Source organism: Polynucleobacter sp. MWH-UH19D (assembly GCF_040409795.1).
Lineage (GTDB): Bacteria > Pseudomonadota > Gammaproteobacteria > Burkholderiales > Burkholderiaceae > Polynucleobacter.
In genome coordinates this window covers 906750-921867 of the sequence record NZ_CP099571.1, presented here as the reverse complement: position 1 = coordinate 921867, position 15118 = coordinate 906750, and the positions used below count along the sequence as shown (strand labels likewise).

The window sequence follows — 15118 nt, the reverse complement described above, 5'->3', positions numbered from 1 at the left end:
ATTGAGTCTTAACCGTTTTGCAAAACAGATTTAGCCAACAACAAATCTTGCCACAGCAAAGCTTTCTCTTTAGGCTTACCAACAACTTGGGCTAAATCCTGAGTGGCTATGACCGGAATCTCATCATCATTTCCAGTATTCAAGGCCAAAATCGTTTCACGCAACTGAGACAGGGGATCACGTTCTCCCGTCACTTTCTGGACTGCAGAGGAACCAAAAGCAAGTGCTACTACCGGGGTACCATCCTCCGGCAATCGAAGCTTAGATAAGTCTTCTCCTGGAATTTTCCAAGACCACTCGCGAGAAGACAGGCCTAAAACTCGAATCAGATTTTGAAACAATAATTGCGCCTGACCCTGAGGCTTTGATCCAAAGAACCACCAATAAGCACGCGGAGAAAATTCCTCAGGCTGCGACTCTGAGTTTTGCTGGGTTGATTCAGGCGTAGTAGTTCGCGCTTCATTCGAAACAGGGTCTCGCGTCACCCACTCAGTGATGCCCATCTCTTTAAGATAGCTTGCGTGCAAATTGCTCATGACTCTAGCTTAATGGATTTCGCCATCACTATTGCATCTTCACGAGTACCTGTCTCGGGGTTGGCTGGATAATAGCCTTTTCGTGTGCCTATTTGCTCGTAGCCTAATTTTTTATATAAGGCATAAGCTGGCTCATTCGTAGCCCGAACTTCCAAAATAATTCTGGGCATTTTTTGCTGAGCCGCGACACCCTCAATTGCCTCCATGATGCGCGCACCCAATCCTAACTTGCGCAATTTTGGCGCGACGGTGATATTGAGAAGATGAAGTTCGTCCACTGCGGGGTAGAGAATGCAGTAAGCCCACAATGCATGAGAATCTAAAAATGTACCGGGAGTCTCTTTGCCTTGATCCAAGTTTGGTCGAATGCAGTAAGCCCAATGTGCCGCAGCCAGAGAATCAGAGAAATTTCCTCTAGTCCATGGATGTATATGAGATTCAGACTCAATAGCCAATACAGCATCAAGATCTGCCAGCTGCATAGACATGAAACAAAGCTCAGTTACCTCATTTAGACTTCTCATTACTGACTATTCTGATTAAACATGAGATCGCGCTCTTGAGTAGTTAAGGCAACCTTATTGCGTACATAGAGCGGCTGAAGCTCTTGTACAGAGATATGTTCACCCTTAGATATAGAAGAGACTGCACAGCTCAAAATACCTAAAGCAGAGACACCAATATCCGCATCAAGCCGTTCGACAGGGAGATGGTGATGGGCAAATAATCGATTGCCATAGGCATGAATTGCGCTACCAGCTAAATACTGTGCACCCTCCAAGTCAATCGCTTCAGGACTACTCAAATGGATTTCGCCAAGTCTCTGGGGCTCATTATCTGATGATGCATATTGATATTTAGCCCAATAAACTTCATCCATCCGCGCATCAATAGCTACTACAAAATGAGAAGGCTGTACTTCTTGAAAGCGTGGAGTTGCTATTAATTGCATTGCAATAGCATCCAAGCTCACTACGGGAATAACTGGGAGATTGGCAGCAATCGCAAAACCCTGAGCAGCAGCAACTCCTAGGCGCACCCCAGTAAATGCACCCGGTCCAATACCAATCGCAATAGCATCTAAATCGGTCATAGCAAGATTTGAAACATGGAGTATCTCTTCAATCCATGGCAAAAGTAGCTGACTAGCACCAGCCGCGACTGGCTGATGTCTAAATGCAGGCTCTACCTCACCTAAAGATAAAGCCACCGAACACCAAGCCGATGAGGTGTCGATGGCCAAGATGCGTTTCAAATTGAACTCTTTTTGGGTTGATCAAAACCCTGATTATGAACGCAATCCTGCAATAACTTCGGGAGGCGCCTGAACCAGTTCAATCAACACCCCTTCACCGCCAATCGGAAATTCATCATTACCTTTAGGATGAACGAAGGTAATGTCATAACCCGCTGCGCCCTTTCGAATACCGCCAGGAGCAAAGCGAAGGCCATTTGCAGAAAGCCACTCTACTGCCTTTGGCAAGTCATCAACCCACAGGCCAATATGGTTAAGTGGGGTCTGGTGCACGGCGGGCTTCTTGTTGATATCAAACGGCTGCATCAGATCAACTTCTATCTCATGAGCACCGGAGCCGATTGCGCAGATATCTTCATCGACGTTTTCACGCTCAGATACAAAAGTACTTTTGTATTCAAAGCCGAATAAATCGACCCAAAGTTTCTTGAGGCGATCCTTGTTTTCGCCACCAATTGCAATTTGCTGAATACCAAGGATCTTGAAGGGCTTCGCTGTCATTTGATTATCCTCCTTTTATTCAAAACGAATAATCAATTGGTCAACTGCCAAACTCTCGCCTTCTTTAGCGCAGATTTCAGCTACAACCCCATCTTGCATCGCTGAAATCGTGTTCTCCATCTTCATGGCTTCAATAGAGGCTAATTTCTGACCAGCTGTTACTGCATCGCCAACCTTAACCGCGACTTTAGTTAGCAAGCCAGGCATAGGCGACATCACAAGTTTTGAAGTATCTGGAGGCAGCTTCACCGGCATACGACGTTGCAATTCTGCGCCAAGCGGACTCAGAACCATGCACTCATAATGAGCGCCATCCAGAATCAGATAGAACTTCACCCCTTTACGCTCTACTTGAGCAGTAATTTTCTGAGTACCGTTAATCGTTGCATTGAGGCAAATTTGTCCTGGACGCCAATTGCTTACGATGTCGTAACGGCTGACACCTTCCTTTTCTTCAATATAAACAGAATAAACACCATCTTTTAATTCCACGCGAATAGGAACTTCATATGGGTCATTCATTGATCCAGTCTTTTTGCCAGTCACAACAACAAACTTCTTGGCTATGACCATTTCATGTCCAGCTAACTGGCCATCAATCATCTTGATGTGCTCAAGATATCGATAGCGCATGAAGGCCGCTAAAGCAGCTAAGCGCTTCGGATCAGCAGGCTGAACTGAATCCTTCTTAAAGCCCTCTGGGTACTCTTCAGCAATAAAGCCCGTTGTGAAATCGCCATTCACAAAACGTGGGTGTTGTAACAAGGCTGCTTGAAAAGGGATATTTGAATGAATTCCACGAATAACGAAATCATTTAAGGCTGAGCGCATCTTTTCAATGGCTTCAGTACGATCCTTGCCATGAACAATTAACTTGGCAATCATCGAGTCGTAATACATTGGGATCTCGCCGCCTTCGTACACACCAGTATCCACACGAACACCATTTACAGACTCTGGCGGACGATATTTCACAAGACGTCCAGTGGAAGGCAGGAAGTTGCGGAATGGATCATCCGCATTAATGCGGCACTCCATTGACCAGCCATCTAGCTTCACGTCCTCTTGTTTAAATGCCAACTTCTCGCCAGCAGCAACTCGAATCATCTGCTCAACGAGATCAAGGCCGGTAATACTCTCTGTTACTGGATGTTCTACCTGTAAACGAGTATTCATTTCCAAGAAATAGAAAGACTTGTCTTTGCCAACCACAAATTCGACTGTTCCAGCAGATTGGTAATTAACCGCTTTCGCTAACGCAACAGCTTGCTCACCCATTGCTTTACGAGTGGCGGGGTCAATAAATGGAGATGGTGCCTCCTCAATTACTTTCTGGTGACGACGCTGAATAGAGCAATCACGTTCATTGAGGTAGACCACATTGCCATGGGAATCACCCAAAATCTGGATCTCAATGTGTCTTGGACCCTCTACAAATTTCTCAATAAAGATACGATCATCGCCAAAGCTATTCATAGCCTCGGTTTTACAAGCCGCAAAGCCTTCAGCTGCCTCTTTATCATTAAACGCAACCCGCAAGCCCTTGCCACCACCACCTGCGGATGCTTTAATCATCACGGGATAGCCAATGCCTTTTGCTATCTTCACAGCTTCTTCATTGGTGTCGATGGCATCGTTATAACCAGGGATCGTATTGACCTTGGCTTCTTGAGCAAGCTTTTTGGAAGCGATCTTATCGCCCATCGCCGCGATAGACTGGTACTTAGGACCTATGAAGACAATGCCTTCATCTTCACAGCGCTTTGCAAACTGTTCGTTTTCAGAAAGAAAACCATAGCCCGGATGAACTGCTTCTGCACCTGTATCTTTACAGGCCTGAATAATCCGATCCATCACTAAATAAGATTCTCTTGATGGAGCTGGTCCAATGCAGACAGCTTCATCTGCGAGCTGAACGTGACGGGCTTCTCTGTCTGCCTCTGAGTACACGGCAACCGTTTTAATGCCCATCTTTTTGGCGGTTTTCATTACACGGCAAGCAATCTCACCGCGGTTAGCAATCAAAATTTTCTTAAACATTTTCGTAGTCATTTTTATCAGCGCCTTTACAGAGGAATGTTGCCGTGTTTACGCGCAGGATTTTTTAAATCTTTGTCTTTAAGCATCGCCAAAGAACGCGCGATACGTTTGCGAGTTTCGTGCGGAAGGATGACGTCATCAATGTATCCACGACGACCAGCTACAAAGGGGTTTGCAAACTTAGACTTATATTCTGCTTCGCGGGCAGCAATCTTTTCTGGATCAGATTTTTCTTCGCGGAAAATGATTTCCACGGCGCCTTTAGGTCCCATTACCGCAATCTCAGCGGAAGGCCAAGCAAAGTTCACATCACCACGTAAGTGTTTGGATGCCATCACATCATAGGCGCCACCGTATGCCTTGCGAGTAATCAAGGTCACTTTTGGTACGGTGCAATCTGCATATGCATAGAGCAATTTCGCACCATGTTTAATAATGCCGCCGTACTCTTGCGCTGTTCCTGGCATAAATCCAGGTACGTCTACCAATGTCACCACAGGGATGTTAAAGGCATCACAAAAACGAACAAAACGTGCAGCCTTAATTGACGCTTTAATATCCAAACAACCCGCCAATACCAGCGGCTGATTAGCCACAATACCAATTGAGCGCCCTTCCATACGGGCAAAACCAATCACAATATTTTTTGCGTAGTCTGGTTGTAACTCAAAGAACTCACCATCATCAACAATCTTCTCAATCAATTCCTTCATGTCATAAGGTTGATTTGGATTGGATGGCACCAATGTATCTAAGGAGAAATCTGGCTCTTCAGTACGATTAGCACCTTTAATAAGTGGTGGCTTCTCGCGATTTGATAATGGCAGATAGTTAAAGAAACGACGTAGCATCATGATGGCATCTACATCGTTATCAAAAGCCAAATCACAAACACCCGACACTGTTGAATGGGTTACGGCGCCACCTAATTCTTCAGCAGTCACATCTTCGTGCGTAACTGTTTTAACTACTTCTGGTCCAGTAACGAACATATAAGAACTATCTTTGACCATGAAAATAAAGTCGGTCAGTGCAGGGGAATACACGGCACCGCCTGCAGATGGCCCCATGATTAAGGAAATCTGAGGAATCACGCCTGAGGCAGTGACGTTACGCTGAAAAATTTCCGCGTAACCACCCAATGAAGCAACACCCTCTTGAATACGGGCACCACCAGAATCGTTCAAACCAATCACGGGCGCACCAACTTTCATCGCCTGATCCATGATTTTGCAAATTTTCTCTGCGTGCGCTTCGGATAATGAACCACCCAAAACCGTGAAGTCTTGTGAAAACACAAAGACGAGGCGACCGTTAATCATTCCATAACCAGTGACCACGCCATCGCCTGGCACAGTTTGATCGCCCATTCCAAAATCATGGCAACGGTGCTCAACAAACATATCCCATTCTTCAAAAGTGCCAGCATCAAGCAAAAGCTCAATACGCTCGCGGGCTGTTAACTTACCTTTTGAGTGCTGAGCTTGAATACGCTTTTGCCCGCCACCTAGGCGTGCTAGCTCTCGCTTGGCCTCTAGTTGTTGAATGATTTCCTTCATTACCTACTCCTTAGAAAAATTCATGACCCATGGACTCCAATAAGCGTCTAGCTGCTACTGAAGGCGCCATGGTTCCTTGATTAACTTCTGCAACTAAATTTGGTAGAAGCATCTGCACTGCTTCATTGCTACGAAATGCATTTTTTAATCCCGCATCAATGCGATCCCACATCCATGCACCCGCTTGCTGCTTACGACGTGCTTCAAACTTGCCGTTTGACTTCTGCAACTTCTCAAAATGAGAAACCTTTTCCCATAACTCAGGAACGCCTCTTCCCTCAAGAGCACTCAAAGTCATAACGGTAGGATGCCAATAATTAGCATCATGCGAAGCGTGCTCAGGGTTTCCCTGAAAACCCAACAAACGCAATGAACTAGTGATAAATAATTGAGCGCGCATTGCGGCATCTGGGTCAAGATCAACCTTATTAATGACGATCAAATCGGCAATTTCCATGACACCTTTTTTGATCGCCTGCAAATCATCACCAGCATTAGGCAATTGCAACAGCAAAAACATATCTGTCATACCGGCAACTGCTATTTCGCTTTGACCGACGCCCACAGTCTCAACAATCACCACATCAAAACCAGCAGCCTCTGCGACTAGCATGGCTTCACGGGTTTTCTCTGCAACGCCACCCAACGTTAAGGAAGACGGGCTGGGACGAATAAACGCATTCTCTAAAACAGAGAGGCGCTCCATTCGAGTTTTATCACCAAGAATAGAGCCTCCTGATAAGCTAGATGAGGGATCTATCGCCAATACAGCAACCCGATGCCCTTTCTCAATGAGATACAGCCCAAGTGATTCAATTAAGGTGGACTTACCAACACCAGGAACACCAGATATGCCCAATCGAAATGACTTACCAGTTTTAGGCAACAGGGCATTGAGTACTTCATCAGCACGCTTGCGATGATCTAAACGGGTTGACTCAAGCAAAGTAATAACCTTCGCTAACGCCCTGCGCTGCTTTAGCGAAGGAGCGCTAGTGAGATCATTCACCAAAGCCTGATCAACCGCTTCGAGCATCTTCCCTATCTCGCCCAGATCGGATTAAGCAGGTTTTACCGATTTACGAATCTGCTCGAGCACATCTTTGGCTGAAGCTGGAATTGGTGTGCCCGGACCATAAATGCCTTTCACGCCTGCCTCGTACAAGAATTCATAATCCTGTCTTGGAATAACACCACCCACGAACACGATGATGTCGTCAGCGCCTTGTTTTTTCAATTCTGCAATGATTGCTGGCACTAATGTTTTATGACCAGCCGCAAGCGTTGAAACGCCCAAAGCATGAACGTCATTCTCAATCGCTTGACGTGCACATTCCTCTGGGGTTTGGAACAGGGGCCCAATATCCACATCAAAACCAAGATCAGCATAGGCGGTTGCTACAACCTTTGCGCCACGATCATGACCATCTTGACCAAGCTTAGCAATCATCACTCGTGGACGACGCCCAAAGTCTTTTGCGAAATCGGCAATTTCAGTTTGTAATTTTGCCCAGCCCTCGGCTGAGTCATAAGCAGCAGCATACACTCCGGTCACCTTTTGAGTATCGGCGCGATGGCGCCCGTAAACTTTTTCCAATGCATCAGAGACTTCACCAACTGTTGCACGCAAACGAATTGCATTCACAGAAAGCTCCAGTAAATTGCCTGAGCCATCTTCAGCTGCCTTAGTTAAAGCCTGCAATGCAGCCTCTACCTTTTTGCTATCGCGCTTAGATTTGATGTCTTTTAAACGTGCAACCTGACCATCGCGAACTTTGTCGTTATCGATCATCAATACATCAACCAAATCTTCTTTAGCTAGCTTGTATTTATTGACGCCAACAATCACGTCAGAGCCCGAGTCAATCTTTGCTTGTTTTTCGGCAGCTGCTGCTTCAATTTTGAGCTTGGCCCAACCACTCTCAACAGCTTTAGTCATGCCGCCCATAGCATCCACTTCTTGAATGATCTCCCAAGCTTTATCAGCCATTTCCTGAGTCAAACTTTCCATCATGTAGGAACCAGCCCATGGATCAATCACACTAGTGATATGCGTCTCTTCTTGCAAAATGAGCTGAGTATTACGTGCAATTCGGCTAGAGAATTCAGATGGTAATGCAATCGCCTCATCTAATGAATTGGTATGCAGAGACTGTGTACCGCCAAATACAGCAGCCATGGCCTCAACCGTGGTTCTCACAACGTTGTTATAGGGGTCTTGCTCAGTTAAAGACCAGCCGGATGTCTGGCAGTGTGTACGCAGCATCAATGATTTTGGATTCTTTGGCTCAAAAGACTTCATGATGCGCCACCACAATAAGCGTGCTGCTCGCAACTTAGCGACCTCAAGATAGAAGTTCATGCCGATGGCAAAGAAGAAAGAAAGGCGTCCAGCGAAGCCGTCTACATCGAGCCCTTTTGCCAAGGCAGTTTTGACATACTCTTTGCCATCTGCCAAAGTAAACGCTAATTCCAATACTTGATTGGCACCCGCTTCTTGCATGTGATAACCCGATATGGAGATCGAGTTGAACTTAGGCATATGCTTTGCGGTGTACTCAATAATGTCGCCGATGATGCGCATTGAAGGCTCTGGCGGGTAAATATAGGTGTTACGAACCATGAACTCTTTGAGAATGTCGTTCTGAATCGTTCCAGACAATTGCTCTTGCTTAACACCTTGCTCTTCACCAGCTACGATATAACCAGCCAATACTGGCAACACTGCGCCGTTCATGGTCATTGATACTGAGACTTTGTCCAATGGAATGCCATCAAACAAAATTTTCATATCCTCAACTGAGTCAATGGCTACACCAGCCTTACCAACGTCACCTGTTACACGAGGATGATCTGAGTCATAGCCACGATGGGTTGCCAAGTCAAATGCAACGGATACACCTTGACCACCTGCTTCTAATGCTTTGCGATAGAAAGCATTTGACTCTTCAGCAGTAGAGAAACCCGCATATTGACGAATTGTCCAAGGACGAACTGAATACATCGTCGCTTGCGGGCCACGTATAAATGGCTCGAATCCAGGCAATGTATCCGTGTAGTTCAGATCCTTAGCATCAGATGATGTGTAAAGCGCTTTGAGATGAATGCCATCGGGAGTTTTCCAGCCAAGCTGCTCAACATCACCATTCGGTGCAGATATTTGGGCTGCTTTTTTCCAAGAATCTAAATTGACATCTGGAAATGATGGCCATTCCTTGCTTGATGCATTTTTCTTTTCTGAACTCACAAAATACTCCCTAGTTTTTGTTGCATTGCATATAAGATTTCATCATTCTGCTTGACTATTTGTCATTTGTCTAGATATCATGTATTCATAATTATGAATACAAAATTGAATAATAGACCCCTATACGAAGACGTCGCAGATCGCCTTCGAGAGCAGATTTTTGCCAAAGAGTTGGCTCCTGGAAGTTGGCTGGACGAACAAAGTCTGGCGGAACAATTTGGAATCAGTCGCACACCGATGAGAGAAGCTATTAAGGTGCTTGCTTCTGAAGGTCTAGTGACCATCAAAATGCGTCGTGGGGCCTATGTCACTGAAATTGCCAGAAATGACTTAGAGCAAATTTTCACTATCCTCTCGCTTCTCGAGGGTGAAGCAGCCAAGCAAACAGCTATGAAGGCTACTGAGGAAGAGCTTAATCAACTGGATTACTGGCATCACCGCCTAGAAAAAGCCGCGGCAGATCGGGATATCGAACAATTTTTTGAAATCAATGGCAAGTTTCATGAACTTATACAAGATATTGCCGGCAATCGATGGATGAATGGAGTTATCGCAGACTTAAGAAAGGTTCTCAAACTTCATCGTCGCGATTCACTTACCAGTACTGGAAGGCTCCAGAACTCCCTCATTGAGCATCGAGAAATTCTCAAAGCCATACTAAAGCGCGACCTAACCGGCGCTGAAACTGCAATGAGAAAACATATGGAACGGGGCCTCGAGGCCCTCAGATAAGCCCAGGAGAGTTAATAAAAAGGCTTAGAGTTTCTTCTAAGCCTTTGTTTTAACTGCTTTTAGCCTCAATTACTTCTTGATAACAAAGTTTCCTGGCAAGGAAGCAATGTAAGCTGCGATATCGCGCAAATCGTTATCAGAGAAAGACTGAACCTGAGAGCCCATCACCGCATTATTGCGTCCGTATTGGGCATTACTATTGCCCACTTTATAGGCTTTCAATGCGTAGTAAATATAGTCAGGATATTGGCCAGCCAATTTAGGATATGCAGGCAAAATTGGAGCGTTTAAGCCAGCACCATGGCAAGAAGCACAATTTGCCTTCTCTACCAAAGCCTGACCTTTATCAACGCTCGCAGCATTGGATACATTTACCAAACCAATGCTAGATAGCAAAACTGCTGTAACTAGTGCAAATTTCATAAACGCGCCTTTATTACTTCAATGGGTTATTCGGTGAGCTGGCAGTTTGCGCAGCATAGTATTCGCCAATATCAGCCATGTCTTGGTCAGACAAGCTAGCCGCAATCGAGCGCATCGTTGGATGCTTTCTTTCGCCCTTTTTATATGCAGCCAAGGCTGTAGCAATATAGGCGGCATTTTGACCGCCCAACATGGGGACCCTATATACCAAGGGATAGTCAGCTCGGTAGTCAGGAATAGAGTGGCAACCTACACATAACCATACTTTGGCATTGCCAGCACTGGCGTTGCCCTTAATCTCATCGGCCTGAGCAGAAAATCCAGCAAGCCCTAAACCAGCACAGACAAGCAATTTAGAAAGAATTGAAAGTTTTTTCATAGAAATCAGTATTTATGAGTTTGATTTAAATCAACTGGTGAGAGTATAGCGGAGAGTGAGTTCTTTAACGTCCGTTTAGATCGCTCTGGGGATCGTTCTGAGCTAAAAATCAGTAGAAATACTGAAAATTAGACTCCATTTACCTATACTGGAACTCCCCATAGAACAGATTTTGATTGACCGTAATGAGCCCAGAAAATAAGACCAGCAACCCAATTTCCTCAAAGCGCTTTGATGGAAGTCAGCAATATGTCGCAACCGATGACCTAAAGTTGGCGGTAAATGCAGCAATAGCACTCCAACGCCCTCTTCTCATTAAAGGCGAACCAGGCACGGGCAAAACGATGTTGGCTGAAGAGATAGCATCCGCCCTAAACATGCCACTTTTGCAATGGCATATCAAATCCACCACCAAAGCACAACAAGGACTCTATGAATACGATGCCGTGAGTCGTTTGCGCGACTCCCAACTGGGTGATGAAAAGGTTAAAGATATTCGCAACTATATTGTGAAGGGTGTCTTGTGGCAGGCTTTTGAGGCCGATCAACCGACGGTTTTGTTGATAGATGAAATCGATAAAGCGGATATCGAATTTCCAAATGATTTATTGCGGGAAATTGATCGAATGGAATTCTACGTATACGAGACCCGCGAACTCATCAAAGCAAAGCACCGCCCTTTGGTCATCATTACCTCGAATAATGAAAAAGAATTGCCAGATGCTTTTTTACGACGTTGCTTCTTTCATTACATCAGTTTTCCAGATGCCAGTACGATGCAAAGCATCGTGGATGTCCACCATCCCAACATTAAGCAAGACCTACTTGAGGCCGCTCTTAAAGCCTTCTACCAGATTCGTGCCTTACCTGGGCTAAAGAAGAAACCATCAACATCCGAATTAATCGACTGGTTAAAACTCTTGCTCGCAGAAGATATTCCTGCAGAGGCTCTCTACGCTCATGATGAAAAAATTGTGGTGCCGCCACTGCATGGCGCCCTACTGAAGAACGAACAAGATATTCATCTTTTTGAACGCTTAGTCATGATGAATCGCAATCACCGCTAATTACTTTTTTTTATTCTCAAGACAAGGCAATGCTGATTCAATTCTTTCTCAATTTGAAAGAGGCCAAGGTGCCTGTTTCTGTGAGGGAGTTTTTAACTTTACTAGAGGCGCTCAAGTCAGGCGTCATTGACCCATCCATCGATGAGTTTTATCAGCTCTCACGGATGACACTAGTCAAAGATGAGCAATACTTTGATCGCTTTGATCAAGTGTTTGGCAGTTACTTTAAAGGTGTTGAGCAAATCATCGCCCTCTCTCCCGATATTCCAGTCGATTGGCTGGAGAAAAAATTGCAACGTGTTTTATCTGAAGAGGAAAAAGCCGCGCTGCAAAAGCTAGGCGGCCCTGAGGCTCTCAGAAAACGATTAGAAGAATTGCTCAAGGAACAAAAGGAATGGCACGGCGGTGGCAATAAATGGATTGGCGCTGGCGGTTCATCTCCTTTTGGTCATAGCGGCTACCACCCAGAAGGCATTCGCATCGGTGGTGAAAGCGCTGGCAATCGCACCGCCATCAAAGTTTGGGAAACTCGTGCATTTAAAGATTACGACAGCAATCTAGCGCTGGGCACCAGAAATATCAAAGTAGCTTTGAGACGTTTGCGTCGTTTTGCACGTCAAGGATCAGCGCTTGAACTTGATCTAGATAAAACCATACACTCGACAGCGGCCAATGCAGGAATGCTGGACATTCAGATGCGTCCTGAGCGCCATAACCAGGTCAAGGTTTTGTTGCTCATGGATGTAGGTGGCTCAATGGATGACCATATTCAGCGAATTGCTGAATTGTTTTCTGCGGCCAAAGCAGAATTTAAACACTTGGAGCACTACTATTTTCATAATTGCGTCTATGAGCATCTTTGGCAAAGTAATCGCCGCCGTAGAGACCAAGTAACGGCTACACAAGACATCATTAATAAATATAGCCCAGACTACAAACTGATTTTTGTTGGGGACGCCACGATGTCCCCTTATGAAATTCTAAGCCCCAATGGATCGGTTGAGTACAACAATAAAGAAGCGGGCGCCGCGTGGATTAATCGACTCATTGATCACTTTCCACACTTTGCCTGGCTCAACCCAGAACCCGAATCTATTTGGGAGTACCGCCAATCTATCGACATCATGAAAAATCTCATGAAAGATCGTATGTACCCAGTCACTCTAAATGGCTTAGAGTCCGCCATGCGTCAACTATCTAAATAAATACTAGTAAGATTTAATTACATTTCATTCAATTAACACCAAACGAGAAAATTATGAGCGCTATCAATGATCGATTAAAAACACTGGGGATTGATTTGCCTCCGCCTGGACCACCAGCAGCAACCTATGTGATGGCATCTACTTCAGGCAACACAGTGTTTTTGTCGGGTCATATTGCCAAACGTGGTGGCAAGCCGTGGGTAGGCAAGCTAGGCAAAGACATGGACACCGAAACAGGCAAAGCAGCTGCAAGATCCATTGCAATTGACCTCATCTCTACACTACAAAATCATCTTGGCTCGCTTGATAAGGTCAAGCGCATTGTGAAAGTAATGGGTTTGGTAAATTCCACTAACGAATACACAGAACAACATTTAGTTATAAACGGTTGCTCAGAATTACTCTTCGATGTCTTTGGTGAAGCTGGCAAACATGCTCGTAGCGCATTTGGAGTTGCACAAATTCCACTTGGCGCTTGTGTCGAGATTGAGCTAATAGCCGAGATCTAAAGCAAGTTGCTGAGTACAGGGCTAGGTGCGGGTGATCCCTAGCTTTTGGATATCTGCGTCTGTATCGACATCCAAAATGTAGGCCTCATTATTAGTCTCAAATACTTTGATTCTCTCAGGATGTTGATCCATAAAAGATCTACACACCATTCCTGGATTAGAAAGCATTTCATTCACTGCTTTTTTAGAAAATAGTACTGGGTTACCGCGCTGACCAGCCACCCTAGGCATAACTACATCTTCATGTGGTGCACGCAAGATAAATTGATTTAGCAAATTAGATAGCTCTTGCTCGCTTATATTGGGCTGGTCACTCAAGCACATTGCTACGGCATCGTATGCGCTTCCTAAAGATTCAAGCGCAAGCCGCACGGATGAAGCCTGACCAGCTGATGCATGAGTGTTATGAACGATAACAATCGGCAGATTCATCAGTTTTGCCAAACGATTTAACTCTTGCTCAATTGCTTGCGCATGAAATCCCGTGATCACGACGATTTCAACTGGATTAAGTGCTTTGATTGAGATACAAAATTTCTCAAGAATACTTTTGCCATCCCTTTTCAAAAGCGCCTTTGGAAAAGAGCCCATGCGACTGCCCTCGCCAGCCGCCAATAAGACGATCGCTAGACGAAGATCAGAAGATTTACGCAATAAAGTCATTAGAGTGATAATAAATAAGAAATTAAATACAAAGATACCGCATGAATAGCACCGATCTAAGCGTACTCAAATCTGCTGTCAGCTGGCTTCAAGCAGGCCACTCCGTCGCGATAGCCACCGTTGTTCAAACTTGGGGCTCGGCCCCTCGCCCTGTTGGATCATGGCTTGCCATTCGTGATGATGGCCAAGTTGCAGGCTCAGTCTCCGGCGGTTGCGTGGAGGACGACCTCATTAACCGTGTGCAAACAGAGATTTTGACTCGAATAAGCCCTGAAATGGTGGTGTATGGAGTTAGCCAAGAAGAAGCGGCACGTTTTGGTTTGCCTTGTGGCGGCACGCTTCGTCTATTGGTAGAACCCAAGCCTGAACTTGAGATACTGGAGCAGCTATTAGCAAAGATTAGCTCCCATCAAATTACCAAAAGAATCGTCAATATTGCGACGGGCATATCGACCTTGGAACTTGGAACACGTCATGATGAATTTGCCTGCAACGATCAAGAGATGCGCACCACTTACGGCCCACGTTGGCGCATGGTAATCATTGGTGCTGGGCAACTCTCTCAATATACGGCAGACTTTGCGATTGCCTCAGACTTTGAGGTGATTGTGATTGACCCACGAGAGGAATATGCCGAGGGATTAAGCCGCTCCGATGTCATTTTTATTCAGGGCATGCCTGATGATGTCTTGCTTGAGATTGGCGTTGATCCTCATACCGCTGTTGTTGCCTTAACTCATGATCCGAAGCTTGATGACATGGCACTTATGGAAGCTCTCAAATCGTCGGCCTTCTATGTAGGCGCTCTAGGTAGTAAGAAGAACACACAAAAACGCAAAGAGCGACTGCTTGAGTTTGATCTGAGCCCAGAAGAGGTCGAGCGGCTCCATGGACCTGTTGGGCTTTATATTGGCGCACTCACCCCACCAGAAATTGCTGTTTCTATTCTGGCGGAAGTGATTGCCGTTAAATACGGCGTGAGCATACCTAAAAAGTCGTAGC

The 15118-nt window shown here is 45.4% G+C and carries 16 protein-coding genes; 5 read left to right on the top strand and 11 right to left on the bottom strand.

Annotated elements, in window-relative coordinates; genetic code table 11:
- Window positions 1–8: 8 nt before the first annotated feature.
- The 8 genes from NHB34_RS04705 to scpA are packed head-to-tail and all read right to left on the bottom strand — an operon-like array spanning window position 9 to window position 9138.
- Window positions 9–536 (bottom strand): hypothetical protein, encoded by a 528-nt coding sequence (locus NHB34_RS04705; protein WP_353428469.1) that lies wholly within the window; start codon window positions 534–536, stop codon window positions 9–11.
- Window positions 533–1024 (bottom strand): ribosomal protein S18-alanine N-acetyltransferase, encoded by a 492-nt coding sequence (gene rimI, locus NHB34_RS04700; protein WP_353428468.1) that lies wholly within the window; start codon window positions 1022–1024, stop codon window positions 533–535. Before rimI ends, NHB34_RS04705 begins: the two co-directional genes overlap by 4 nt.
- 35 nt (window positions 1025–1059) lie before the next feature.
- Window positions 1060–1791 carry a tRNA (adenosine(37)-N6)-threonylcarbamoyltransferase complex dimerization subunit type 1 TsaB gene (gene tsaB / locus NHB34_RS04695; RefSeq protein WP_353428467.1) on the bottom strand — a complete coding sequence of 244 codons (732 nt, stop codon included), beginning with the start codon at window positions 1789–1791 and terminating at the stop codon, window positions 1060–1062.
- Window positions 1792–1824: 33 nt separating this feature from the next.
- Window positions 1825–2292 (bottom strand): VOC family protein, encoded by a 468-nt coding sequence (locus tag NHB34_RS04690; protein WP_353428466.1) that lies wholly within the window; start codon window positions 2290–2292, stop codon window positions 1825–1827.
- A 15-nt stretch (window positions 2293–2307) separates the two neighbouring features.
- Window positions 2308–4344 carry an acetyl-CoA carboxylase biotin carboxylase subunit gene (gene accC, locus NHB34_RS04685; protein ID WP_353428465.1) on the bottom strand — a complete coding sequence of 679 codons (2037 nt, stop codon included), beginning with the start codon at window positions 4342–4344 and terminating at the stop codon, window positions 2308–2310.
- A 14-nt stretch (window positions 4345–4358) separates the two neighbouring features.
- Window positions 4359–5891: an acyl-CoA carboxylase subunit beta gene (locus NHB34_RS04680; protein WP_215315318.1), complete on the bottom strand. Its 1533-nt coding sequence runs from the start codon at window positions 5889–5891 to the stop codon at window positions 4359–4361.
- 10 nt (window positions 5892–5901) lie between these two features.
- A complete protein-coding gene (gene meaB, locus NHB34_RS04675) occupies window positions 5902–6927 on the bottom strand; it encodes a methylmalonyl Co-A mutase-associated GTPase MeaB (RefSeq protein ID WP_353428464.1) in 1026 nt (341 codons plus the stop codon).
- A gap of 24 nt (window positions 6928–6951) precedes the next feature.
- The gene (scpA, locus tag NHB34_RS04670) at window positions 6952–9138 is read right to left on the bottom strand and encodes a methylmalonyl-CoA mutase (RefSeq protein WP_353428463.1); all 2187 of its coding nucleotides are present in this window, start codon (window positions 9136–9138) and stop codon (window positions 6952–6954) included.
- Between the two features lie 93 nt (window positions 9139–9231).
- Here scpA and NHB34_RS04665 point away from each other — a divergent pair, with 93 nt between their 5' ends.
- A complete protein-coding gene (locus NHB34_RS04665) occupies window positions 9232–9870 on the top strand; it encodes a GntR family transcriptional regulator (protein WP_353428462.1) in 639 nt (212 codons plus the stop codon).
- Between the two features lie 69 nt (window positions 9871–9939).
- On the opposite strand, the gene NHB34_RS04660 is transcribed toward NHB34_RS04665, so the two are convergent.
- Together NHB34_RS04660 and NHB34_RS04655 are read right to left on the bottom strand one after the other, a co-directional pair.
- The gene (locus NHB34_RS04660) at window positions 9940–10293 is read right to left on the bottom strand and encodes a cytochrome c (protein ID WP_353428461.1); all 354 of its coding nucleotides are present in this window, start codon (window positions 10291–10293) and stop codon (window positions 9940–9942) included.
- A 13-nt stretch (window positions 10294–10306) separates the two neighbouring features.
- The gene (locus NHB34_RS04655) at window positions 10307–10672 is read right to left on the bottom strand and encodes a cytochrome c (protein ID WP_353428460.1); all 366 of its coding nucleotides are present in this window, start codon (window positions 10670–10672) and stop codon (window positions 10307–10309) included.
- Between the two features lie 185 nt (window positions 10673–10857).
- Between NHB34_RS04655 and NHB34_RS04650 the strand changes: the two genes are divergently transcribed.
- Genes NHB34_RS04650 through NHB34_RS04640 form a run of 3 tightly spaced genes read left to right on the top strand, consistent with a single transcriptional unit; the run spans window position 10858 to window position 13453 of the window.
- Window positions 10858–11739: a MoxR family ATPase gene (locus tag NHB34_RS04650; RefSeq protein WP_353428459.1), complete on the top strand. Its 882-nt coding sequence runs from the start codon at window positions 10858–10860 to the stop codon at window positions 11737–11739.
- Window positions 11740–11768: 29 nt separating this feature from the next.
- Window positions 11769–12944, top strand: coding sequence for a VWA domain-containing protein (locus NHB34_RS04645; protein WP_353428458.1), 1176 nt, complete (start codon window positions 11769–11771; stop codon window positions 12942–12944).
- A gap of 53 nt (window positions 12945–12997) precedes the next feature.
- Window positions 12998–13453 carry a RidA family protein gene (locus NHB34_RS04640; RefSeq protein WP_353428457.1) on the top strand — a complete coding sequence of 152 codons (456 nt, stop codon included), beginning with the start codon at window positions 12998–13000 and terminating at the stop codon, window positions 13451–13453.
- A gap of 21 nt (window positions 13454–13474) precedes the next feature.
- Here the strand turns inward: NHB34_RS04640 and NHB34_RS04635 are convergent, their stop codons facing one another.
- Entirely contained in the window at window positions 13475–14116 is a 642-nt protein-coding gene (locus tag NHB34_RS04635) for a nucleotidyltransferase family protein (protein WP_353428456.1), read from the bottom strand.
- A 41-nt stretch (window positions 14117–14157) separates the two neighbouring features.
- Between NHB34_RS04635 and NHB34_RS04630 the strand changes: the two genes are divergently transcribed.
- Window positions 14158–15117, top strand: coding sequence for an XdhC family protein (locus NHB34_RS04630; protein WP_353428455.1), 960 nt, complete (start codon window positions 14158–14160; stop codon window positions 15115–15117).
- The last annotated feature ends 1 nt before the right edge of the window (window position 15118 follow it).